Origin of the sequence: Flavobacterium sp., from assembly GCF_044371705.1 — a bacterium.
Lineage (GTDB): Bacteria > Bacteroidota > Bacteroidia > Flavobacteriales > Flavobacteriaceae > Flavobacterium.
On sequence record NZ_JBILTE010000016.1, the window covers coordinates 1 to 23,688 of the forward strand.

Here is a 23,688-nt window from a genome sequence, read left to right on the forward strand (position 1 = left end):
AAAGCGGTTGGAGTTTTAGAAAAAGCCAATCAAACGTCGCAAGCCAATTTAAAGTTGGTGGAAAATTACTTTAAGCAAGGTATGTTACAAAAAACGGATTTGCTTTCGGTGCAAGTACGCGTTGGTGAAATTGCCAACCAATTGCAGTATGCCAAAAGTGCTATACAAAATGCTTCGGATTATCTGGCGTTTCTTTTAAACGAAGATACTAATGGAGGTGTTTATAAACCGATAGAAACCTTAGAGAATGAGATGCAGCCACAAACGGTCAGTTTACTTTTGCCTGCCTCTCGTAAGGATATAGTAGCGATGGAAAAATCGTCGGAAGCCTATAAAAGCATGATGCAATCAGGTAAAATGAGTTTTTTACCGCGATTAAATGCTTTCGGATCGTATGAAATTTACGATACGCAATTCATGCAATTTGGAGCCAGTGGTTATACGTTAGGAGCCCAATTATCATGGGATTTATTTGATGGGTACAAATCCATCGGTAAACTGGAAAAATCAAAAGTAGAATTCCAAAAAGCGGAAGTGGAAACCGAACAATACAAAAAACAAAGTCAGCTCGAACTAAACAAAGCGTCTCGTCAACTGATAGATGCCGAAAATAAAGTGAATGTGTCCAAATTGGCTTTTGAACAAACCGAGGAAAGTTACCGCATCCGTCAAAACCGATTCACACAAGGATTAGAAAAAACATCCGATTTATTGCTAACAGAAACGCAAATGGCTCAGAAGGAATTGGAATACTTGCAAGCAGTTTTTGAATACAATTATACCAAAATGTATTTGTTATTCTTAACTAAATAATGATAGAAGGAACACAGATTGGAGAAATTTTTAAAATTTCCATAATTTCATAAATCGGTGTTCTAAAAATCTGAAAAAGAATTAATAATCAATTAAAAAATAAAATCAATCTTATGAATATCAAAATAACAACTCTAGTGGTTTTTTCTGCAGCCATTTTATTTTCCTGCGGAAGCGATCCAAAAGAAATCAAAACCTTAGAAGCAATTCCGGTAAAAGTGAGCGGAATAGTAGCAAACACAAACAGTCCGTTTGTAACCGCCAGTGGTAAAATTGAAGCCGAAAACAGTGCCAATGTGAGTACCCGAATGATGGGATATGTAACCAAAGTCCATGTGAAAGTGGGACAAAAAGTGGGAGCCGGTCAATTGCTGGTAAGCATCAATAATGCCGACTTACAAGCAAAAAAAGCACAAGTAGATGCTTCGATTTTACAAGCAACTGCGGGTTACAATAACGCGAAAAAAGATTACGATCGTTTTGTAGCATTATTCAATCAACAAAGTGCTTCGCAAAAAGAATTAGATGATATGACCGCCCGTTTTGAAATGGCCAAAGCAGGATTGGAAGGTGCCAAACAAATGCGAAACGAAGTAATGGCTCAATTTAATTATGCCAATATCACTGCACCGTTCAGTGGTACAGTAACCAATACATTCATCAAAGAAGGAGATATGGCAAACCCAGGAATGCCTTTGGTAAGCGTAGAAGGTGCCTCAAAACTACAAGTAACCGCAATGGTATCCGAAAGTGATATTTCTAACATCAAAAACGGAATGCCTGTCAATGTCATCATAAAATCAATGAATAAAAAAGTTTCAGGAAAAGTATCCGAAGTAAGTTCATCAGCTAAAAATACAGGTGGTCAATATTTAGTGAAAGTGACTTTAGATAAAATGGATACTTCAATTTTATCAGGAATGTTTGTCAATGTGCAATTTCCAATTGAAAAACAAACTAGTACAACTTCAAAAGGCGAACAAGTTTTAGTGCCTGAAACGGCTTTAATTCGCCAGGGTCAGTTAACCGGTGTGTATACAATTGCCAATAATACAGCCATTTTACGATGGTTACGAATAGGAAAAACGTACGGCGATAAAGTGGAAGTTCTATCAGGTTTAAAAGCTGATGAGCCTTACATCATATCATCCGAGAGAAAATTGTTTAATGGAGCAAAAGTGAGTGTTCAGTAAATAGTAAACAGTTTTCAGTCGCAGTTTTCAGTGATTAAAAACTTGAAACCTGAAACTTGAAACCTAAAAACAAATAAAAACATGCAAGAAGGTATCTCAGGAAAAATAGCCAATTTCTTCATCAATTCAAAACTTACTATTTTGTTAATGGTAGCTTTGATGGTGATCGGCGTCTATAGTTCGTTCCTTATCCCAAGAGAGGAAGAACCACAAATTAATGTCCCAATGGCCGATGTAATGATTGGCTATCCGGGAGCTACTCCCGCTGAAGTGGAAAGTAGAGTCATCAAACCCTTAGAAAAAGTTTTATCAAACATCAAAGGGGTGGAACATTTGCACAGTATGGCCATGAATGGTCAGGCAATGATTATCGTACAATTCTTTGTAGGTGAAGACATTGAGCGTTCCTATGTAAAGCTGTACGATGAGTTGGCCAAACATGAAAATATGTTTCCGCAAGGCGTATATAAACCCATGGTGAAAACCCGTTCAATCGATGATGTACCGATGTTAGGATTGACGTTATGGAGTGACAAATACGATGATTTTGAAATCCGTCAAATTGCTGAGGAAGTAACGTCGGAAATTGAAAAAGTAAAAGACGTAGCTATTACCAAAGAAATCGGTGGAAGATCTCGTGAGATGAAAGTCATTTTAGACAAAGATAAAATGGCCGAAAACAAAGTAGATGCCTTGGGAATCATGCAGATGATTCAAGCAAATAACGGTTCGTCGCAATCAGGTAGTTTTGTGCAAAACGACACAGAGTACTTAATCACCACCGGACAGTTTTTAAAAACGGCAGAAGACGTTGAAAATTTAGTCGTTGGTGTCAATCAAAACATGCCCATCTATTTAAAACAAGTGGCTACAGTGCAAGACGGACCGGGAACCGCTCGAAGCTATGTGTCTTTTGGATATGGAAAAGCGAATGAAAAATTCACTGCCAATCCTTCGGAATATGCAGCAGTGACCATTTCAGTAGGAAAAGTGAAAGGTGCTGATGCGATGAAAATCTCCGATAAAATTATTGAAAGAGTCGAGCAACTAAAAACGAATCTAATTCCTTCCGATGTACACGTAGAAGTAACCCGTAATTATGGGGAAACGGCTTCGCACAAAGTAGGAGAGTTGTTACTGCATTTAGGTGTGGCGATTTTAGCAGTAACCATTTTGGTAATGCTTGCCATGGGTTGGCGAGGCGGTTTAGTGGTTTTCTTTTCAGTGCCGTTGACATTTGCTCTGACTTTATTCAGTTATTATTTATTAGGTTATACGCTAAATCGAATCACGCTTTTTGCACTGGTATTCGTAGTGGGAATTGTGGTGGACGACAGTATCATCATCGCCGAAAATATGCACCGTCATTTTAAAATGAAGCGATTACCATTCAAACAAGCCGCAATTTATGCGATTAATGAAGTGGGGAATCCAACTATATTAGCAACATTTACAGTTATTGCAGCGATTTTACCGATGGCTTTCGTTTCCGGAATGATGGGACCTTATATGAGTCCGATGCCTATTGGTGCTTCCATTGCGATGATATTATCGTTGTTTGTAGCTTTGACTGTTACACCTTATTTGGGGTATCATTTACTTCGTGAGAAAGAAGACCAAGAGCACAAAGAAGAGCAAGGTTTGGAAACATCACGTATCTACAAAATCTACAACAAGTTAGAGCGACCGTTTTTAGAAAGTTCGAAAAAACGCATGATTATGTTGGGAATTACGGTGGTGCTTTTAGTCGGTTCGGTGTTGATGTTCTTCACCAAATCAGTAGCTGTAAAAATGTTGCCATTCGATAACAAAAATGAGTTTCAAGTGGTGATTGATATGCCGGAAGGAACTACCTTAGAACGAACAGCGGTGGTAACCAAAGAAATTGCTCAATACCTGTCAACCGTTCCGGAAGTAGTGAATTACCAAAATTATATCGGTGCATCTGCTCCAATTACGTTCAACGGTTTGGTGCGTCACTACGATTTGCGTGGCGGAAGCAATATGGCCGATATACAAGTGAATTTATTACACAAAGAAGACCGCGATTTACAAAGTCATGACTTGGCTAAAATCGTCCGTCCGGAAGTGCAAAAAATTGCTAAAAAGTACGGTGCCAATGTCAAAATTATTGAAGTCCCACCCGGACCTCCGGTTTTGTCAACGTTGGTGGCTGAGATTTACGGACCCGATTATGCAGAGCAAATCAAAGTAGCCAAACAAGTAAAAGGAATTTTAGAAGCCACTCCTGATATTGTAGACATCGATTGGATGGTGGAAGATGCTCAAACAGAATACCGTTTGGAAGTAGACAAAGAAAAAGCCATGCTGAATGGAATTGCACCGCAACAAATTGTGGGTAATCTAACCTATTTAGTTCGCGAAATGCCAATAACAAATTTGTACGACGAGCGTTCCAATAATCCGGTGGGTATCGTATTGGCTTTAGACGATCAGGACAAAACATCGTTGCAAGACATTCAAAACTTAAAAATCAGAGGTTCGCAAGGCAATGTGGTTCCGGTGAGTGATTTAGTAAAAGTCAACGAAACCGAATTGCAAAAAACCATTTACAGAAAAGACCAAAAAAGAGTGGTTTATGTAACTGCTGACATGGCGGGCGATTTGGAAAGTCCAGTATACGCCATTTTGGGAATGAATGAGCAATTGCAAAAAATGGAACTCCCAAAAGGCTATTCAGTGAATGAATTGTATATGGAACAACCGTCTGATGAAAGTAATTTTACAGTAAAATGGGACGGAGAATGGCAAATTACCTTGGAAGTCTTTCGCGATTTAGGAGTAGCCTTTTTAGTAGTAATTTTGGTTATTTATATGTTGATTGTGGGTTGGTTCCAAAACTTTAAAACACCAATTGTGATGATGTTGGCCATTCCACTATCGTTAGTCGGAATTGTATTGGGTCACTGGTTGTTTGGAGCATTCTTTACTGCAACTTCGTTTATCGGAATGATTGCTTTAGCAGGAGTAATGGTTCGAAATTCAGTTTTGTTAATCGACTTTATAGAAATTCGATTGAATGACGGAATTGAACTCAAACAAGCCATTATTGAAGCAGGAGCGGTGCGAACCACCCCGATTTTACTAACTACGGGAGCCGTTGTTATTGGAGCTTCGATTATTTTATTTGACCCGATTTTCCAAGGATTAGCAATCTCGTTAGTAGCCGGAGCAATTGTGTCTACGCTATTAACCTTAATTGTCGTACCGTTGATTTATTACATCACCGAACGCAAGAAATGGGAGAAGAAAAGTGAATAGTGATTAGTCCGCAGTGATTAGTCCTTAGTGAATAGTCCCTTAGTCCTTAGTGAATAGTAATTAGTGAAAAGCATCAAAGCCTTAGAACCTTAGAACCTTAGAACCTTAAAAAAATGAAACTAGTAGTATTAACCGCTGTTATTTCTTTTAAAAAAGAAATCCAGCACATGCTCAAACAAGCAGGAATAAAAACCTATTCCTACCGTGACGTAACCGGTTTTAAAGACCTTAGTGAAGAAGCTTTAGCGTCGAACTGGTTTGGAAGTGAAATGCACGAAAATGAATCCATTGCATTTTACGTAGTTGTACCCAAAGAAAACATGGACCAATTGATGCTTTTAATCACAGCATTCAATGAACAATTGGAGACACGTTCAAAAGTTCATTTAGCATCTTTATCAATCGAAAATTATTTATAAAAGGTACGAAGGTTTTAATACACAGAAGCTGCGATAAGTTGTAGACTTTAAACCTTAGCACCTTAGAACCTTAGCACCTTAAAAAAATGAAAAACAGAATCGTACGCGGCATCGCAGGAACATTTATCCTTGTAAGTATATTATTAGCCATTTATGTCAACATCAATTGGTTATGGTTTACCGCTTTTGTGGGAGCCAATTTATTACAATCCTCACTCACCAAATGGTGTTTGATGGATGATATTTTAACAAAAGTCTTTAAGGTAAAAGACTAAGTACCTGCAGTCTTTTATCCAATGTAACCCTATGTGAAAACGTAGGGTTTTTTTTGTGCAAAAGAGGTTTACACTCAATAATCTTATGTACTTTTGAATGTGTTTTAAAACATACTAAATAATTATCTTTAATGGAAAACAGAACCTACACCACCATCTACCGAATCATGCATTGGGCCATCGCAATTTGTATGTTATTATTGTTGCTTACTATTTTTTTGCGACTCACGTGGATGAATAAAAACAATGTTTCTGACATTATTCAAGATTTTCTAGCAACCACCAATGTGTCGTTATCGGAGGATGAGACCATTCTGCTGGCAAAAAAAATACGTAAACCTATGTGGGATTGGCATATTTATTTGGGTTATGTATTGGTTGGATTGTACAGTATTCGTATGTTGTTACCGTTCTTTGGTCACATGAAGTTTTCCAATCCGTTTACAAAGGAATTGTCAGGAAAAACGAAGTTTCAATACACTTTATACATCATTTTTTATGCGTGTGTTGCAGTTTCTTTAGCTACCGGTCTAATTATCGAACTCGGACCTAAAACACTCAAAAAATCAATGGAAGCCATTCACGAATTGTCAATTTATTATCTTTTAGGATTCATTGTTTTGCATATTGGTGGTGTTTTATATGCGGAGTTTACTACTAATAAAGGGATTGTTTCTAAAATAGTGAGCGGGGATAAAAAGCAATTGTAATTTTTAGGATAAATAGTATGCTAACAGTTGCAAAATACACCATTATTTTATTTGGACTATTCTTTATATTGGTTGGACTATTGATGTTTTTTGCTCCCGAAAAGGCTAGAACAATTCTCAGAAAGGCAGGCAGCACGAATTTCATTAATTATACCGAAATTACACTTCGAATCTTTCCGGCAGTAGCAATGATAGTGTATGCCGACAATTCAAAACTTCCGCTACTATTTACCGTTTTCGGCGGATTTATGTTGGCGACTTCAATAGTTTTGTATTTTGTCCCCAGAACTTGGCACCACAATTACTCGCTCAAATGTGCTGATTTCCTCAAGCCCATCTACTTTCAAATGATTGCTCCGTTTTCGGTTGGAATTGGTTGTGGGATTATTTATTGTGTGATGTAAAAGTTTGCAGGTAGTAATCAACAGTTGCCCATCTCTAAGCTTTTTCAAATTGCCTATTTTAACTTGGAATCACTTCTGCCAGCAGTTCTTTTCCCTCAAAATCGTAATAGGTACATGTCATTTTGTCCATACAAACCACCCACTTTTCAACCCCCGACTTCGCACAATCGCTACAAAAAGCAGGATAGTTGGTCTGACCTAATTGATGGGCTTTTAAATCCTTTTTGAAGTCTTCAACATTCGCTTTAATTGCAATATTTAAGGAGTCATATTTTGCGGAAGTCGACAATTTATAATGGTCAGTTCCATAATAATCAGTATGTCCGTCTGTCACAAAAGTATTGTAAGAGCGAACACCCAGTTGTTTTATTTCATTAATATAAGCAGGGAAATCAGCTCCTGATTGGACTTTTGCATGTGCTGATTTTAGTTGTTCAAGTGTAAACATGTTTATGAAATTGGTTAATTTCACTTTCAAATATACTACTTCGGCATAAACAGTAAAAAAGAATTTCAATACAGTTATCTTTTCCCTGATAAATATCATTTTCCCTTCACCAATCTATTCCTACCTTCGACTGCATAAATTGTAAAAATATGTTTTCAGATATCGAAATTGCCCAGTCCACCCAAATCCGACACATCAAAGAAATTGCCGCCAAGCTAAACATTCCCAACGATGATTTGGAATACTATGGGAAATACAAAGCAAAATTGCCCTTGTCATTAATCAATCATGACAAAATTAAAAAAAGTAAATTAATTTTAGTCACCGCTATTACACCCACTCCTGCCGGAGAAGGCAAAACCACTGTAACCGTTGGGTTAACAGACGGTATGAATGCTATTGGAAAAAAAACGATGGCGGTGTTACGCGAACCATCACTCGGACCCGTTTTTGGAATGAAAGGGGGAGCCGCTGGTGGTGGTTATTCGCAAGTGATTCCCATGGAAGACATTAATTTGCATTTTACGGGCGACTTTTCCGCCATCGAAAAAGCGAATAATTTATTGGCTGCTTTGATTGACAACAACCTACAAAGTAAAACACGAAATTTAAATATCGATCCTCGAACCATCGTTTGGAAACGTGTGATGGATATGAACGATCGTGCGTTGCGAAATATTATTGTAGGTTTAGGAGGAACCGCCAACGGTATTCCACGGCAAGATGGATTTAATATTACACCCGCTTCAGAAATTATGGCCATTCTTTGTATGGCGGACGATTTACAAGATTTAAAAGAACGACTGGGAAATATTTACATTGGTTCCACTTTCCAAGGCGAACCGGTTTTTGCCCGTGATTTAAAAGCAACAGATGCATTGACCGTTTTATTAAAAGAAGCCGTTAAACCCAATTTAGTGCAAACATTGGAAGGAAATCCTGCGATTCTGCACGGCGGACCTTTTGCCAGTATTGCTCAAGGTACCAACTCGATTATTGCCACTCGAATGGGACTTTCTCTTAGCGATTATGTCATCACAGAAGCAGGTTTTGGAGCCGATTTAGGTGCCGAAAAGTTCTTCGACATCAAATGTGCGGTTTCAGGTTTGCAAACGGACGCTGTGGTTTTGGTAGTCACCATTCGTGCGTTGCGTCACCATGGTGGAGCTGTAAAAGCCGACTATGGAACGCCATCCGTTGAAAAAGTAAAAGCCGGATTACCTAACTTGGCGAAGCATATTGAAAACATGAAATTATTCGGACTCAATCCGTTAATAGCAATCAATTACTTTCCAAATGATTCACAAGAGGAAATAGAGTTGATCGAAGATTTATGTGAAGTATATGGTACAAAAGCAATTGTAGCGAAAGGTTTTTCCGAAGGAGGTGAAGGAATGATTGACTTAGCAACAAATTTAATGAAGCACCTCGAATCCTATCCTGCCGCATTTAAACCTTTATATGCGTTCAATCAAACACCCGAAGAAAAAATACATACCATTGCAACACAAATCTACGGAGCAGTAGGCGTGGAGTATTCAGTCAAAGCTAAATCACAATTGCAACAAATTAAAGATTTTGGCTTTGCCAATTTCCCTATTTGTATGGCAAAAACACCTAAAAGTTTCTCCGACGATGAGTCCAAACGCGGTCGTCCGGAAGCATTTACGGTCAAAGTACGTGAGTTTGAAATGGCATCGGGTGCCGGTTTTATCATTCCCATCTTAGGAGAAATGATGCGAATGCCGGGTTTACCTGCAATTCCCAACGCTGAAAACATCAAAATCAATAATGAGGGAGTCATTTCAGGTTTAAGTTAATAAACGTAATTATGTAAGTGAGTCGCTTTTCAATAGTATACCTTCGGAGAACAATTGTCACACTATGAAAAAGTTAGGTTTTTTGTTTCTTTTATTGATCGCAACACATTGCATAATAGCACAAGGATTCTTTGATGGAAATGATATTATCTCTAAATCGTATGCACAACGGTGGGAATTAGATTCAATTTATAAAAAAGGAACCTTTCGGTTGGTTTCTTATCGGTCAATTTACGTAACGCCGGCCCGATGGTCAAGTAGTCCCAACGAAAAACCACAGAGCGAAAATCCCAATAATTCAGCGACAAAATCATTGGATTATGATATAGTGGAAGTAAAATTTCAAATCAGTTTAAAAACCAAAGTATTACAATCTATTTTTTTTGGCAAAGGTGATTTGTGGGTGGGATATACGCAAGTTGCTCATTGGCAATTGTATAATGACCCACTTTCTCGACCGTTTAGAGAAATTAATTACGAACCGGAACTAATTTTTAAATATCCGTTGCACATCAAATTATTTGACGGCGAATTTAAATCCGTTGGTGTTTCGTTTACACATCAATCCAATGGTCGCGAATTGCCGTACTCCAGAAGTTGGAATCGGGTAATTTTTGATTTATCGTATGAAATTGACAGTTGGATTGTTTCTGCCAGACCTTGGATTCGCTTGAGTGATGGAAACAGAGACGATAATCCGGCCATCACAGATTATATTGGCGATGGCGAAGTGAATGTTTCGTACACCTATGATCGACATCAGTTTTATACAGTGATTACGCATCCGTTTAACCGTTGGGAAGGCGGTAGTGTACAATTGAATTATATTTTTCCTATCAAAGGTCATTTACGCGGACATATGCAAGCCTTTACGGGTTATGGTGAAACTTTGATCGATTATAACCACAACCAAACAACCATCGGTATTGGTGTCTCTTTTGCTAACTGGTAAAGCACTTACTACGAAATCGATTTTGTTAACAAGTAATTGATTTCAATCCCATTTTTTGTACTTTTAAGCATGAAAACCTGATTTTTATCAGACTTTACGTTTATCGTTCAACCTAACTTTGTTGCATAATTAAAAAGACTATCCCATGAATTTATCTCACATCGAACATTTAGGAATCGCCGTTAAAAGCCTTGAAGAGGCTATCCCTTTTTGGGAAAACATGCTGGGTTTGAAATGTTACACTATCGAAGAAGTAAAGGAGCAAAAAGTACGTACCGCTTTTTTTCAAATTGGTCAATCAAAAATTGAATTGTTAGAATCCACTGATCCCGATGGACCGATTGGTAAATTTATTGAGAAAAAAGGAGAAGGCATTCATCATTTAGCCATAGCAGTAAAAGACATACAAAGCAATCTTGATGAATTGGAGGCCAAAGGTGTCCAATTGATAGACAAAACACCAAGAAAAGGGGCAGAGGGTTTGGATATTGCTTTCTTGCATCCCAAATCTACCCATGGAGTTTTACTCGAACTATGCGAAAATAACAATTTGTAAATCATTTCCTTATGGAAAATATATCAAAAATTGAAGAGTTACTAAATAAACGGACCGAAGCCAAATTAGGCGGCGGTCAAAAACGCATTGATACCCAACATGCCAAAGGGAAACTCACGGCACGCGAACGGATTGAATTACTGCTTGACGAAAACAGCTTTGAAGAGTTTGATATGTTTGTCACCCATCGATGCACCAACTTTGGTTTGGAAGATCAAAAATATTTGTCGGATGGCGTTGTAACCGGTTTCGGAACCATTGATTCCCGATTGGTGTATGTCTTCTCGCAAGATTTTACGGTTTTTGGAGGATCATTATCTGAAACATTTGCCAATAAAATATGCAAAGTCATGGATATGGCTTTAAAAATGGGAGCTCCCATTATCGGTATCAATGATAGTGGAGGTGCCCGAATTCAGGAAGGCGTAACCAGTTTAGCCGGCTATGCCGAAGTGTTTCAACGTAACATTATGGCGTCCGGTGTGATACCACAAATTTCTGCCGTATTCGGACCCTGTGCCGGAGGTGCAGTTTACTCGCCGGCGTTGACCGATTTTATAATGATGACCAAAGAAAACAGTTACATGTTTGTTACCGGTCCGAAAGTCGTAAAAACGGTTACAGGCGAGGTAGTGACCGATGCAGAATTGGGCGGAGCAATGGTACACGGCACAAAATCGGGTGTGACTCATTTTGTGGCTGAAGATGAACAAGAAGGTTTGTTGTTAATTCGTAAACTCTTGAGCTACTTACCTCAAAACAATCTAGAAGATCCACCATTATCGGTATGTACCGATCCCATTGACAGAATGGATGACGATTTGAACACCATCATCCCTGATAATCCAAACAAACCCTATGACGTCAAAGATGTGATTCATTCCATTGCAGATGAAGGGGAGTTTTTTGAGGTTCACCGTCATTATGCTCCGAATATAGTAGTGGGATATGCCAAATTCAACGGTATGCCTGTGGGAATTGTAGCCAATCAACCAAGCTATTTGGCTGGAGTTTTGGATATTAATGCTTCCAGAAAAGCGGCTCGTTTTGTTCGTTTTTGTGACGCATTCAACATCCCGATTGTTACCTTAGTGGACGTACCCGGATTTTTACCCGGTACTACACAAGAATACGGAGGAATCATCATACATGGAGCAAAACTATTATATGCCTACGGTGAAGCAACGGTGCCGAAAGTGACCATTATTCTGCGAAAAGCCTACGGTGGTGCGTATGATGTCATGAGTTCCAAACATTTACGCGGAGATATTAATTACGCCTGGCCAAATGCTGAAATTGCAGTGATGGGTCCCAAAGGAGCCATTGAAATTTTGTACCAAAAAGAGTACATGCAAATTGAAGATCCCGAAGCAAGAGCAAAATTCATCGCTGAGAAAGAAGTGGAATACAAAGAGAAATTTGCCAATCCGTACAATGCTGCCAGTTATGGCTACATTGATGATGTCATTGAGCCACGTAATACGCGTTTCCGAATTATTCGTGCTCTACAATCTTTAGCTACCAAAAAAGTAGTAAATCCGCCTAAAAAGCATTCTAATCTCCCCTTGTAAGATGAATATAGTAATGCTCGTGCAACAACCGGTCAAACATGCAGCAGCAGCTGAATTTGCAAAATTAGATCCCTATGGTATCGGAATGACATTGGTAGCAATGACAGTAGTGTTTCTTTCATTGATTATTCTATACATTACCTTTAAGAACATTGCCAAGATTTTTGCCTATGATTTTAAAGCAAAACCCAAAGGTGCTGCATCGGGTGTAGAACCAATCAATAAAAAGAATGAAGAAACCCTAGAATTAGGTGCTGCAATTGCAATGGCTTTGCATTTGTATCAAAATGAATTACATGATCACGAGAACACTATGCTGACTATTAAAAAAGTGAGCGGTAATTATTCCCCATGGAGTTCAAAAATTTACGGAATGCGAAAAGAACTAAAATAACAATTTATGAAACGATATAAATTTAAAATAAACGGAAACAATTATGATGTCCGAATTGACAGCATCGAAGAAAACCAAGCTGTTTTGGAAGTAAACGGTGTCTCTTTTGAAGTAGAACTTGAAAAGAAATCATCGGTTGCTAAAACGCCAAAATTAGTGCGTTCCGTAGCAGTTCCTTCAACAGATTCTTCCCAAGCTGTTGCAAAAACAAGTAGTCCATCCGCTCCTAAAGGCGGAGGAACAATTAAATCTCCGCTTCCGGGTGTGATTTTAAAAGTGCATGTAAAAGTAGGGGATACCGTTAGTCTCTCTCAGGAATTAATTACATTGGAAGCCATGAAAATGGAAAACTCAATTCAGGCAGACAAAGCAGGTGTAGTGCAAGCTATCCACTTTAACAACGGTGACTCAGTAATGGAGGGAGATGTTTTACTAACTATAGGATCATAAATCATGGATAATTTCTGGAGTTTTTTAGCCGAGCATTTGCACCAGTTTTTTACGTACACTGCTTTTGCCAATTTTACCATTGGTCATGCTGTGATGATTATAGTGGGTTTGATTTTTATTTTTTTGGCTATTTTTAAAGAATACGAACCCATGCTGTTAGTACCCATCGGATTTGGTATTTTAATTGGCAACGTACCTTTTTATCCAGGTTTGCAAATAGGAATCTATGAAGAGGGCAGTGTGTTAAATTACCTCTATTTTGGGGTAATGAAAGGCATTTATCCACCCTTGATATTCTTAGGTATTGGAGCGATGACTGACTTCTCTGCTTTGATTTCCAATCCGAAGTTGATGCTTATTGGTGCTGCTGCTCAAATTGGTATTTTTGGTGCCTACATGGCTTCATTGGCCTTAGGATTTTTACCGGAGCAAGCAGGAGCAATTGGAATCATTGGAGGTGCTGATGGGCCGACAGCTATTTTTTTGGCCTCAAAATTAGCACCCGATTTATTGGGAGCAATTGCAATTTCTGCGTATTCTTACATGGCACTTGTCCCCGTAATACAGCCACCTATCATGCGATTGTTAACAACAGATAAAGAACGACTAATCCGTATGAAACCTCCCAGAGTTGTTTCAAGAAACGAAAAAATTATGTTCCCAATATTTGGATTGTTGCTAACAACCTTCATTGTACCCAGTGGTTTACCATTATTAGGAATGCTGTTCTTTGGAAATTTATTAAAAGAGAGTGGTGTAACCAAACGATTAGCAGACACGGCGAAAGGTTCGCTCATTGATATTGTTACAATTTTAATCGGTTTAACCGTCGGTGCCTCTACACAAGCTACTACCTTCTTAACAGGAAAATCAGTTGGAATATTTGCGATTGGTGCTATTTCCTTTATCATTGCCACTTTTGGTGGCGTTTTATTCTGTAAAATTATAAATCTATTTTTAAAAGAAGGGAATAAAATCAATCCATTGATAGGTAATGCCGGTGTCTCTGCAGTACCGGACAGTGCACGAGTCTCGCAAGTAATAGGCTTGGAATACGATAAAACCAATCACTTACTAATGCATGCCATGGGACCAAACGTTGCCGGCGTGATTGGTAGTGCCATTGCAGCAGGGGTATTGTTAAGCTTTTTAGGTTAAGAGCTTTTTGGTATAGGCAGGTTGAATTCATTGAGGTAACCGTCCAATAATTCGCCTTCCTTGAAGACTTTTTTAAACAATATTTCTTCCGTTCCGTAATGAATGTGAAGTTCTACAAAAAAAGTATTTAAACTGTACAGTTTTTTAATAACAGGCTTTTCACGGCGTTCGGCCACTACCGTTCCTTTATTAAAAAGAATCTCGTATTGCTCGCTTTCAGATAACGCTAAGTAGTGCATGAGTTTCAAACGGACCTACAGTTTAAATTAAAACATTTCAAATATACAATTTTACCAATTGTATTTGAATGCGGAATGTCAAGATAAAAAAAGGTGAACTTTAAATTAAAGTTCACCTTTTTTGTTGTCAAAATAGTACTGTTCAAATTAGAACATTAGCTACACTCTAATCTCTTCGCTTGTCAATCTGAACTTGTTTCAGCATCTATATAATCTGAAACAAGTTCAGATTGACAGTGCAATAATTGACAATGCAATAAGAAGGAAATAAATTAACTCCTTAAAAAAGCAATTTAGACAAGATGTTGTTTGGATTATTAGTTTTAGGAATCAAAGAAGTCAATGTTTTTAACTGATCAGCACTAACCAATTTCTTCATTTTATCAGGAAATGCGTTACGGATCGTAGTCATTTTTGAATCATACCCTTTTTTATCGGTTGCAGCGGTTGGTAAAACGGCTTTCTTTTGATTTAATAGATCGTTTACCACTGACGTAACCGCAGGTTTTTGAGCTTCGGTTAATTTTAATTTCGGACCTAAATAATCCATTACCTGTGTACTGACAGCAGACACATCAAAAGCATTAGATGCAGCTTTTGTAGCATCTTTGGTGGTTGCATCGGCAGATTTCTTCAACTTATCCATTGAAACCTGAGCATTCATTGCAGTAGTTAAACAAAAAGTTGCTACTACCAAGGCGAAAGTTAATTTCATACTTTTAAATACAATTAGTTATACAATTTATTTATTTTAACACAATTTGATTCAAATATATACTTTTTTTGTAATAATTTAAAAATTATAATCACCTTTTCATTAGATTATTCCAAATTTTTAATAGCTTTTTTCAACTCTTTGTTTGCTTTGACATTGTTAGTTTTATTGGCAGCATACGTAACAAATTTCTTAATGGCTTCTTCCTCACTTTGCTGGTCAGTTTTGCCGGAATTTTTATTTTGAATTGCCGTTTCACAAACTGCGGCAAAGTAAACGCCCATTAAATCTAAATCACCTCCGGTTAAACTCGTAACAGTTTCGCCGATTGTAAATGTATAATCCGGTGTTCCTTCCATCCATTTTAAAAGGAATTGCATGGCATTAATTCGGTCTAAATTGTCTTTTACAATAGGATTGCTTAAGATAAATTTACTCACTTCAAGCACTTGATCTTCTCTGTTGGTATAATCCTCCTTGCTCAGAAAAACTTCATTGGGTAGGTCTTTATAAATTTGTGCGAATGCTGTTGAGGCAGTTAATAAAATGAATAACACAAAAATTTTTTTCATGGTTTAAGGGTTTAAAAGTTGGTTAAAACGGTTTACGATTGTTTATTGGTCTCAAATATAGTTTAAAACTATGCTCTTTTAGTGCATTTCCCTTTCAGGTTCTAAAAATTTTAAACACAAATTACGCAAATTTTCACAAATTAATTCGTGCTAATTTGTGTAATTCGTGTCAAAAAATGAGTGTTACAACCGTGCAGACTTTTAGTCTGCCAACCAAAACTTTGGACTTCTAGTTCAAAGTGGTTTATTTCTGAAAAGGTAAATCACAAGTTAAGGTCTTTTCTCCACCAATTTCAATTACAGAATTACCCATAATAGTAATGGTTGATTTAATAAAATCAGCAGCATCGGCTTTGTAAATGTTGTCCACGTATTTCTGCGGATTTCTGTCAATGTACGGAAACCAAGTACTGTGAATCTGAATCATAATTCGATGCCCTTTTTTAAAGGTATGCAACACATCCTGCAATGGAAATTCTACTTTGGTTACTTCATTGGGCACAAAAGGTTGCGGTTTGTCAAAGCCGTTTCTAAATCGACCTCTGAACGTTTCATGTCGAACCAATTGTTGGTAACCACCCATGATAATATTATTCGGATTATGGTCGTAATTTGGATGATCTTGTGGGTACACATCAATTAATTTTACAATAAAATCAGCATCAGTGCCGGTCATGGCCACTTGTAAACGAGCCATAATTTCTCCCGACAAAACCATATCTTCGGTCAATGGTTCGCTTTCAAAAGTCAACACATCGGGTCTTTTGGAAGCTTCCCTTTGGTCGTCACTCATAAAACGACGAGGTGTAAAGGTCAGCCCTTCTGTTTGCGAAGTATACGGCACAGGCTTCATTGGGTCGCTGGTGTATTGGAAAGAATTTTTTTCAGCGGCAGGTTTGTTAATGCTTAAAACGCCATTGGCATTGAAATGTAATTTATAGGAGGGAAGTCCCTTTGGCGGCCAATTCTCGAAGGTTTTCCATTGTTTATTTCCGGTATCAAAAATATAGGCTTCCGGTAGCGGTTGGTTTGCTTGGTCTTTTAAATGTTTTCCAAAGAAGTTGCGTTCGATTTCCTTCTGGTAAAAAGTTGAAATACTATCCCCAAAATAAACATGATTGTGGGTTGATTTTCCTCGTTCACGAGCCCAATCACCATGGCCCCAAGGACCCATTACCAGCGAATTGGTTGTAGTGGGATTGCTTCGTTCGATACTTTTGTAAATATTGAGCGGACCATATAAATCTTCTGCGTCAAACCAACCGCCAACGGTCATGACAGCAGGCTTTACGTTTCGCAAATGCGGTAAAATATTGCGGACTTGCCAAAAGGAATCATAATTGGGATGATCGATGATTTGATTCCAAAAGAAATTATCATAATGGTATTTCTCAGTAAAATTCTTCAGCGGACCCGTCTTTAAATGGAAGTCATACCCATCGGCGATTTTCTGATTTCTGAAACGAGCAGCTTCTGTAGTGTACCAGTTTTCTTTGGTTTGAGTATTTTTTTGGTACCCAAAAACTGCAAAAGCAGCGGTATAACTTTGTAAAAATGCTCCCATATGATGGAAATCGTCAAAGAAGAAATCTGCTATTGGTGCTTGTGGTGATACTGCTTTTAACGCCGGATGTGCATCGGGTAAAGCAGCAGCTGCATAAAATCCGGGATAAGATATTCCAAACATACCCACGCGACCGTTATTGGGTTTTACATTTTTCAGCAACCATTCAATGGTATCCCAAGCATCGGAGCTTTCATCAATACTTTTTTTGTTTTTTGGGTTGTTTCCGGGGATATTTGGAGGTGTATTGTCAAAAACACCTTCACTCATGTAACGACCGCGGACGTCTTGGTACACCAAAATATACCCTTCCTGAATCAAATAGGGAGAAGGAATTCGTACTTTGTAATTGTCGTTTCCCGACGCATTGTAACAGGTTCTATTTAATAAAAACGGGTACTTTTTGGAAATGTCTTTGGGTGTGTAAACAATGGTGTATAATTTGATTCCGTCACGCATCGCGATTAAATGCTCCGATTTGGAATAATTCGTTCGCATGTACAACGAATCCGTTTTTGGTGTTTGTCCAAATGTCAAAAAGGACATACTTAAAAAAGCAAAGGAGAGTAGGAGTTGTTTTTTCATAAAATTTATTGGTCTCAAATATAGTTTAAAATGATGCCCTTTTAGTGTATTTACCTTTCAGGCTCTATAAATTTTCAACACGAATTACACAAATTTTCCCCAATTGATTCGTGTTAATTTGTGCAATTTGTGTCAAAAAACGATTGTTGCAACCGTGCAGAATTTTAGTCTGCCAACCAAAACTGTGGACTTGTAGTCCCAAGTGGTTTAATTGAAATCAAATATACTAAACTTTTTGGTTTGACTACGTTTTGACTAATGCAACAAATGGGTCGTCAAAAATTCATTATTTCAGGTAGTAATTGTTCAAAAATAGTGAATAATAAAGCAATGCTTTGTGCCACATACCCTTTACTTTTTCTATATTTGGCAACGAACCTATTCGCTTTTTAAGCAACGTATAAGCAGGTTTAAATTATTAAAATTCAGACTATTAACATAAAGTTTTCTTATGAGTACTATATTGCCCGATCTGTTTAAACACACATATACAATCAATAAAAAATACAAACAATCCGTTGCTTACTTCAGTATGGAGTTTGCCATTGATCAAAGTTTTAAAATTTACTCCGGAGGATTAGGCTTTTTAGCCGGTTCACACATGCGAAGTGCCTATGATTTAAGGCAAAATATTGTGGGAATTGGAGTGTTGTGGAAACAAGGATACTACGACCAATTACGAAAAGAAGACCGATTGATGGGCGTGATGTTCCAAGAAAAAATATTCCATTTCCTAGAAGATACCGGTATTAAATTTACTATAGAAATAAACCATCATCCTGTTTGGATCAAGGCCTTGTTTTTAAATCCGGAAACATTTGGCACCGCTCCCATGTTTTTTCTTTCCACCGATTTACCGGAAAATGATTATCTGGCACAATCAACTACATTTCGATTGTATGATTCCGACCCGAATGCGAAAGTAGCCCAATGCATGGTGTTGGGAGTGGGAGGAGCTAAATTATTAGACGTCTTGAATTACAACCCCGATCGTTATCATTTTAATGAAGCCCATGCTTTATCGGGTGCATTTTATTTGTACAAGAAATTCGGTCACAATTTAGAGGCACTGAAAAAGAAATTGGTTTTTACCACACATACACCTGAAGAAGCTGGTAACGAAAAACACGACATCCATTTCTTGAACAACTTGAGTTTCTTTTGTGGTTTGTCATTGGAGGAAGTGCGAGCCATTTCAGGTATTCACGACCAAACGTTCAACCATACTTTGGTTGGTTTACGTTTTAGCGAAAAAGCAAACGGCGTTTCTAAATTGCACGGCGAAGTGTCCCGACAAATGTGGGAAGGCTTTGAAGGTGTTTGTCCCATTACCCATATTACCAACGCACAGAATAAAAAATTCTGGGCTGATCCATTTTTAGAAGAATACAGAGTAGCCAAGAATCCGGAAGGTATTTTGAAACGCAAAGCTCGTTTGAAACACAAACTATTTGATGTAGTGGCCGATCAAACAGGAAAGTTGTTTAAAGATGAAGTGCTTACCATCGTTTGGGCAAGAAGGTTTGCCGAATACAAACGTCCCGATTTGATTACACGAGATTTGGAGCGTTTTAAACGAATGATGGAGAATACGGAAACTCCTGTACAAATTATATTTGCCGGAAAACCTTACCCAATGGATTATGGAGCCATTAATACCTTCAATTCATTGGCTTATTTGAGTCGTTCCTTTGACAATATGGCGGTATTAACAGGCTATGAATTAAAGTTATCGCGACAATTAAAAGAAGGTTCTGATGTTTGGTTGAATACCCCACGAGTCACCCGTGAAGCATCGGGGACCAGTGGCATGTCGGCTGCCATGAACGGTTCCATCAACGTATCAACCAATGATGGTTGGATTTGTGAATTCTACGACAATGGCGTGAACTCTTTTGTTTTACCTACAGTCGACCATCATTTACCCACGTACGAGCAAGATGCACAAGATTTAAATAATTTGATGGATTTGTTGGAAAACGAAATCATTCCGATGTATTATACCAATCGCAAAAAATGGAATAAAATTCAGTTGGCCAGCATGAATACCGTGGTTCCGTTCTTTGATTCTGATCGAATGGCTGATGAATATTACCAAAAAATGTATAGCTAAATGCAATTGAAATCGGAACCAATCATACAAACACAAATTTACTCGTCACCTGTTGGCGAGTTACTTTTGGGTGATTATAACAATCAATTGTGTTTGTGCGACTGGCGTTACCGAAAAATGCGGACCGAAGTTGACACCCGAATTCAAAAGGGATTGAACGCCGTTTTTGAAGAAGCTGATACGCCGTTATTAGTTGAAACCCAAAAGCAATTGGAGGCCTATTTTTCTAAAAAACTGACGGTCTTCGATCTGCCGCTTCTATTGGTGGGAACCGAGTTCCAACAATCGGTTTGGAATGCCTTGTTGCAAATTCCTTACGGCAAGACACAAACCTATCTTGGCTTATCCAAACAATTAAACAATCCCAAAGCAATACGAGCGGTGGCAGCCGCCAATGGAGCAAACGCTCTTTCTATTATTGTGCCTTGCCACCGAATTATCGGAAGTAATCAGGAATTAATTGGTTATGCCGGAGGATTAACCGCTAAAAAGAAATTATTGGTGTTGGAGCAGGAGAGTCAGTTGGAGTTGTTTTGAAAGGCGTGATAAGTAGGCTTATTTAATCAAGAAATTGGAAATTTTACTTATATTTAGCAAAAACGTTAGAAATATTTTTTATGAATAAAAGCTTTTTAGTACTAATTACAATACTTGTTTTAATTTGTTGCACTTCAACAAAAGTAACACCGGAGCGGCGATGTGTGACTATCAGAAAGAACGATTTTAGAAGTATACGTGAAGATATCTTTAAATCGGTTGTAAAAAACGAAACAATTTTTCTAAACGAGATAAAATTTGAGTGCGTTTTTAGTGCAATGTACCTTCAGAAAGGCATGTATGATAATTTTGGAAAATGGAATCGGGAAATTTACCCTGACGGAGAAATTCATCCGATTTTAGTTTGGAATAATGTAAAACTTTTTGCCAATGACACTACTGAATTTATAGTCGCAGCGAACGGATTGGAAAGCTTTGAAACAATTTATGCATCCGTTTTAGTTTTTGATAAAAACAATAAAGATCTACTAGCTGCAAACTCTGTATACAAAGCCAAACTCATTAAGTATTTTTCGACAATGATAAAATCGAATGACGACAAAAATGAAGACTTTTATGAAATCTATCATAAAATGGTTTATCCAAAGTGATGGTAATTAATAAAAAGTTAGAAGCAAAATAATCACTCCGCAAATCGAAGTCTACTTTCAAAAATTAGCACTGAGCTACAAGGACGACTGCAGCGAGCGAGAGCACAGTTGTGAAATGAAGAGATCGGGGAGCTGGAAAGAACTGAACTAATCATTAAATTTATAATTTTATAGTCTATATTTGAATTACATGAAAGCACTATTTACTTTTTTAGTTCTCTTAAGTAGTACTATTGGCTACTGCCAAATAGGCGAATTAAAGGGTCGTGTAATGGAGGATAACTAATGATTTCCGGGACTCTCAGTTGTTCTAATCAGAGATAGTATAACACTCCAAAAAACACAAACAGACATCGACGGAAATTTTAAGTTTGAAAATATTCCTTTCGGAACGGACGCTTTGTGGGTACGAGCGAGACGCTCGCACTAGCGGGTGGTTTGGGGCTTAGCTACGTAAAAGATATTGTAACACTTCATAAGGGCAGTATTGAACTTATTGAAGAAGTAAAGCAAGGAACGTGTTTCTTAATTAAATTACCGCTGCAATGGAAAGCATAACAATTTTATATGTTGAAGACGAACTTTCTTTAGGAAAAATCACAAATGACACACTTAAAAAAAATGGTTTTAATGTAATTTGGGCAAAGGATGGCAAGGAGGCACTCGAAATAATTTTAAAAAGTAAAATTGATATAGCGGTTATAGATATAATGATGCCAAAGCTTGACGGATTTAACTTAGTTATTGAAATAAGAAAGACAAACAATTTGCTACCAATATTGTTTTTAACTGCTCGTGTATTAACAGAAGATGTAATAAAAGGATTTGAAATTGGCGGAAACGATTACATGAAAAAGCCATTTAGTATAGAAGAGTTAATAATTAGGATAAAAGAACTGGTTAAAAGAAATAAAATTTCTAACCCATTAAATACTTACCTAATTGGAAAGTATACTTTTAATTATGTTAGAATGGAAATCACGCTCCAAGATCAAAAAATAAGCTTGACCCACCGAGAAAATGAAATAATTAAACGCCTTTATCTCAAGACGAATGAAATTGTTAGTCGCACGGAAATTTTGATAGATTTATGGGGAGATGATAGCTATTATAACGGCAGAAGTCTCGATGTGTTCATAACAAAAATTCGCAAATATTTTAGCGAAGACCAATCAATTGCGATAAAGAACATTAGAGGAGTGGGCTATAAATTAATTGTTTCATAGAAACAAAAGAAATTTAACCGTTAACATTCGATAACATTAACTAGCTTTCGATAACCTTTTGGAGCAAAGTTATACTCTAAATTTGCAATGTGAATAGGTAACAAGTCGACTTGAATATTCATGATAAATAAATAATATTTTAACTTCTTAAAAAAGAACACATGAAAAAATTAATTTTATTAGTACTGTGCATTTCGGCACTACAATCATTCGGTCAATCATCAATTATTGATTTTGGCAATTCGGCCGAAAAAAATCAAGAATGGAAGTTACTTTCGGATAACATAATGGGGGGTGTTACAAAATCTAAAATTGAGTACACCAATAATTCTATTTTGCTATCCGGAAATATTTCTTTAGCTAATTATGGAGGATTTTCATCCATAAAAACCAACTATAAAAGTGTTGATTTATCTGCATATAATGGCATTAAAATTAAGTTTAAATCAACCAATCAAAAGTTTGCTTTTACGTTAGAAGATGATCAAAACTGGACACAGCCAAATTATAAACGTGAATTTTCTGCAAAAAAAGATGATACTTGGGAGAGGTAACAATTTATTTTAAAGATTTTCAAGAAATTGTTATAGGCGAACCAACAGGAAATATGATGAAATCGAAAAGTTTAAAAAATATAGTCAGAATGGGAATAATGACTTATGAAAAAAAGGAAGGCCCATTTTCTCTTGAAGTAGATTATATAGAGTTTATTAAGTAATCACCCGTGGGCGATAAATCTTTTTAAGAAAAGGGCGGATTCCTGACGATAGGTTTTCCCCTTTTATTTTGACATTATATTATATTAAAAACATAATTATTTTTAAAATCTACCAACTATTTTTCAGTACATTAACTTTATAAAAAAACTCCCGAAAATCAAAAAGCTTTCCACGAGGAATTTTCGCCAGGGTAGTTAAAATATTATCGTTCTAACCATTTTCTAAATTCCGCTGTAACTGCACTTGAAGTTATCAATCTTTTGGTACGATTTGTAACTTTAATTGACAATCGATCATTAAAATAGGGTTCTATCAGTTCTATATATTGAATGTTGATAGCTTCTCCTCTATTGATTTGAAAA

General features: G+C 37.2%; 25 protein-coding genes and 1 pseudogene. 20 read left to right on the forward strand and 6 right to left on the reverse strand.

Going from position 1 to position 23,688, the window contains the following annotated elements; genetic code table 11:
• From ACIQ2S_RS02255 to ACIQ2S_RS02285, 7 genes are all read left to right on the forward strand, one after another.
• A partial coding sequence (locus ACIQ2S_RS02255) for a TolC family protein (RefSeq protein WP_396172469.1) occupies positions 1–813 on the forward strand: 813 nt, incomplete at its 5' end.
• Positions 814–926: 113 nt separating this feature from the next.
• The gene (locus tag ACIQ2S_RS02260) at positions 927–2,006 is read left to right on the forward strand and encodes an efflux RND transporter periplasmic adaptor subunit (protein ID WP_396172470.1); all 1,080 of its coding nucleotides are present in this window, start codon (positions 927–929) and stop codon (positions 2,004–2,006) included.
• 81 nt (positions 2,007–2,087) lie between these two features.
• Entirely contained in the window at positions 2,088–5,288 is a 3,201-nt protein-coding gene (locus tag ACIQ2S_RS02265; RefSeq protein ID WP_396172471.1) for an efflux RND transporter permease subunit, read from the forward strand.
• A 113-nt stretch (positions 5,289–5,401) separates the two neighbouring features.
• On the forward strand, positions 5,402–5,707 hold the full coding sequence (locus ACIQ2S_RS02270; RefSeq protein ID WP_396172472.1) for a hypothetical protein: 306 nt from the start codon (positions 5,402–5,404) through the stop codon (positions 5,705–5,707).
• A gap of 86 nt (positions 5,708–5,793) precedes the next feature.
• Positions 5,794–5,982: a DUF2892 domain-containing protein gene (locus tag ACIQ2S_RS02275; protein ID WP_396172473.1), complete on the forward strand. Its 189-nt coding sequence runs from the start codon at positions 5,794–5,796 to the stop codon at positions 5,980–5,982.
• A gap of 131 nt (positions 5,983–6,113) precedes the next feature.
• Positions 6,114–6,692: a cytochrome b/b6 domain-containing protein gene (locus ACIQ2S_RS02280; RefSeq protein ID WP_396172474.1), complete on the forward strand. Its 579-nt coding sequence runs from the start codon at positions 6,114–6,116 to the stop codon at positions 6,690–6,692.
• 17 nt (positions 6,693–6,709) lie between these two features.
• The gene (locus tag ACIQ2S_RS02285) at positions 6,710–7,096 is read left to right on the forward strand and encodes a hypothetical protein (protein WP_396172475.1); all 387 of its coding nucleotides are present in this window, start codon (positions 6,710–6,712) and stop codon (positions 7,094–7,096) included.
• A 58-nt stretch (positions 7,097–7,154) separates the two neighbouring features.
• Here ACIQ2S_RS02285 and ACIQ2S_RS02290 read toward each other — a convergent pair whose 3' ends face one another.
• Positions 7,155–7,544: a DUF1398 domain-containing protein gene (locus ACIQ2S_RS02290; RefSeq protein ID WP_396172476.1), complete on the reverse strand. Its 390-nt coding sequence runs from the start codon at positions 7,542–7,544 to the stop codon at positions 7,155–7,157.
• Between the two features lie 149 nt (positions 7,545–7,693).
• Between ACIQ2S_RS02290 and ACIQ2S_RS02295 the strand changes: the two genes are divergently transcribed.
• The 7 genes from ACIQ2S_RS02295 to ACIQ2S_RS02325 all read left to right on the forward strand — a co-directional run bounded on the left by ACIQ2S_RS02295 (position 7,694) and on the right by ACIQ2S_RS02325 (position 14,445).
• Positions 7,694–9,364: a formate--tetrahydrofolate ligase gene (locus tag ACIQ2S_RS02295; RefSeq protein WP_396172477.1), complete on the forward strand. Its 1,671-nt coding sequence runs from the start codon at positions 7,694–7,696 to the stop codon at positions 9,362–9,364.
• A gap of 64 nt (positions 9,365–9,428) precedes the next feature.
• The gene (locus ACIQ2S_RS02300; protein ID WP_396172478.1) at positions 9,429–10,316 is read left to right on the forward strand and encodes a phospholipase A; all 888 of its coding nucleotides are present in this window, start codon (positions 9,429–9,431) and stop codon (positions 10,314–10,316) included.
• Between the two features lie 145 nt (positions 10,317–10,461).
• Positions 10,462–10,872 (forward strand): methylmalonyl-CoA epimerase, encoded by a 411-nt coding sequence (gene mce, locus ACIQ2S_RS02305; protein ID WP_396172479.1) that lies wholly within the window; start codon positions 10,462–10,464, stop codon positions 10,870–10,872.
• 11 nt (positions 10,873–10,883) lie between these two features.
• The gene (locus ACIQ2S_RS02310; RefSeq protein WP_396172480.1) at positions 10,884–12,443 is read left to right on the forward strand and encodes an acyl-CoA carboxylase subunit beta; all 1,560 of its coding nucleotides are present in this window, start codon (positions 10,884–10,886) and stop codon (positions 12,441–12,443) included.
• Position 12,444: 1 nt separating this feature from the next.
• A complete protein-coding gene (locus tag ACIQ2S_RS02315) occupies positions 12,445–12,837 on the forward strand; it encodes an OadG family protein (RefSeq protein WP_396172481.1) in 393 nt (130 codons plus the stop codon).
• Between the two features lie 6 nt (positions 12,838–12,843).
• Positions 12,844–13,287 (forward strand): biotin/lipoyl-containing protein, encoded by a 444-nt coding sequence (locus ACIQ2S_RS02320; RefSeq protein WP_396172482.1) that lies wholly within the window; start codon positions 12,844–12,846, stop codon positions 13,285–13,287.
• Positions 13,288–13,290: 3 nt separating this feature from the next.
• On the forward strand, positions 13,291–14,445 hold the full coding sequence (locus ACIQ2S_RS02325; protein ID WP_396172483.1) for a sodium ion-translocating decarboxylase subunit beta: 1,155 nt from the start codon (positions 13,291–13,293) through the stop codon (positions 14,443–14,445).
• Here ACIQ2S_RS02325 and ACIQ2S_RS02330 read toward each other — a convergent pair.
• The 4 genes from ACIQ2S_RS02330 to ACIQ2S_RS02345 form a co-directional block, all read right to left on the reverse strand.
• Positions 14,442–14,684, reverse strand: a complete 243-nt coding sequence (locus ACIQ2S_RS02330) for a hypothetical protein (protein ID WP_396172484.1) — start codon at positions 14,682–14,684, stop codon at positions 14,442–14,444. The genes ACIQ2S_RS02325 and ACIQ2S_RS02330 overlap by 4 nt on opposite strands.
• A gap of 280 nt (positions 14,685–14,964) precedes the next feature.
• Positions 14,965–15,399, reverse strand: a complete 435-nt coding sequence (locus tag ACIQ2S_RS02335) for a hypothetical protein (RefSeq protein ID WP_396172485.1) — start codon at positions 15,397–15,399, stop codon at positions 14,965–14,967.
• A gap of 107 nt (positions 15,400–15,506) precedes the next feature.
• Positions 15,507–15,971, reverse strand: coding sequence for a hypothetical protein (locus tag ACIQ2S_RS02340; protein WP_396172486.1), 465 nt, complete (start codon positions 15,969–15,971; stop codon positions 15,507–15,509).
• Between the two features lie 244 nt (positions 15,972–16,215).
• Positions 16,216–18,120 (reverse strand): CocE/NonD family hydrolase, encoded by a 1,905-nt coding sequence (locus tag ACIQ2S_RS02345; RefSeq protein ID WP_396172487.1) that lies wholly within the window; start codon positions 18,118–18,120, stop codon positions 16,216–16,218.
• Between the two features lie 451 nt (positions 18,121–18,571).
• Between ACIQ2S_RS02345 and glgP the strand changes: the two genes are divergently transcribed.
• The 6 genes and pseudogenes from glgP to ACIQ2S_RS02375 all read left to right on the forward strand — a co-directional run bounded on the left by glgP (position 18,572) and on the right by ACIQ2S_RS02375 (position 23,325).
• Positions 18,572–20,233: an alpha-glucan family phosphorylase gene (gene glgP, locus ACIQ2S_RS02350; RefSeq protein ID WP_396172488.1), complete on the forward strand. Its 1,662-nt coding sequence runs from the start codon at positions 18,572–18,574 to the stop codon at positions 20,231–20,233.
• Positions 20,234–20,770 carry a methylated-DNA--[protein]-cysteine S-methyltransferase gene (locus ACIQ2S_RS02355; protein ID WP_396172489.1) on the forward strand — a complete coding sequence of 179 codons (537 nt, stop codon included), beginning with the start codon at positions 20,234–20,236 and terminating at the stop codon, positions 20,768–20,770.
• Between the two features lie 80 nt (positions 20,771–20,850).
• Positions 20,851–21,381: a hypothetical protein gene (locus ACIQ2S_RS02360; RefSeq protein ID WP_396172490.1), complete on the forward strand. Its 531-nt coding sequence runs from the start codon at positions 20,851–20,853 to the stop codon at positions 21,379–21,381.
• 402 nt (positions 21,382–21,783) lie between these two features.
• A complete protein-coding gene (locus tag ACIQ2S_RS02365) occupies positions 21,784–21,939 on the forward strand; it encodes an ATP-binding protein (protein ID WP_396172491.1) in 156 nt (51 codons plus the stop codon).
• Positions 21,927–22,607, forward strand: a complete 681-nt coding sequence (locus tag ACIQ2S_RS02370) for a response regulator transcription factor (protein WP_396172492.1) — start codon at positions 21,927–21,929, stop codon at positions 22,605–22,607. Before ACIQ2S_RS02365 ends, ACIQ2S_RS02370 begins: the two co-directional genes overlap by 13 nt.
• A gap of 287 nt (positions 22,608–22,894) precedes the next feature.
• A pseudogene (locus tag ACIQ2S_RS02375) lies at positions 22,895–23,325 on the forward strand (CIA30 family protein).
• A 203-nt stretch (positions 23,326–23,528) separates the two neighbouring features.
• Here ACIQ2S_RS02375 and ACIQ2S_RS02380 read toward each other — a convergent pair.
• Positions 23,529–23,681, reverse strand: coding sequence for a LytTR family transcriptional regulator DNA-binding domain-containing protein (locus ACIQ2S_RS02380; RefSeq protein ID WP_396172493.1), 153 nt, complete (start codon positions 23,679–23,681; stop codon positions 23,529–23,531).
• Positions 23,682–23,688: the final 7 nt, after the last annotated feature.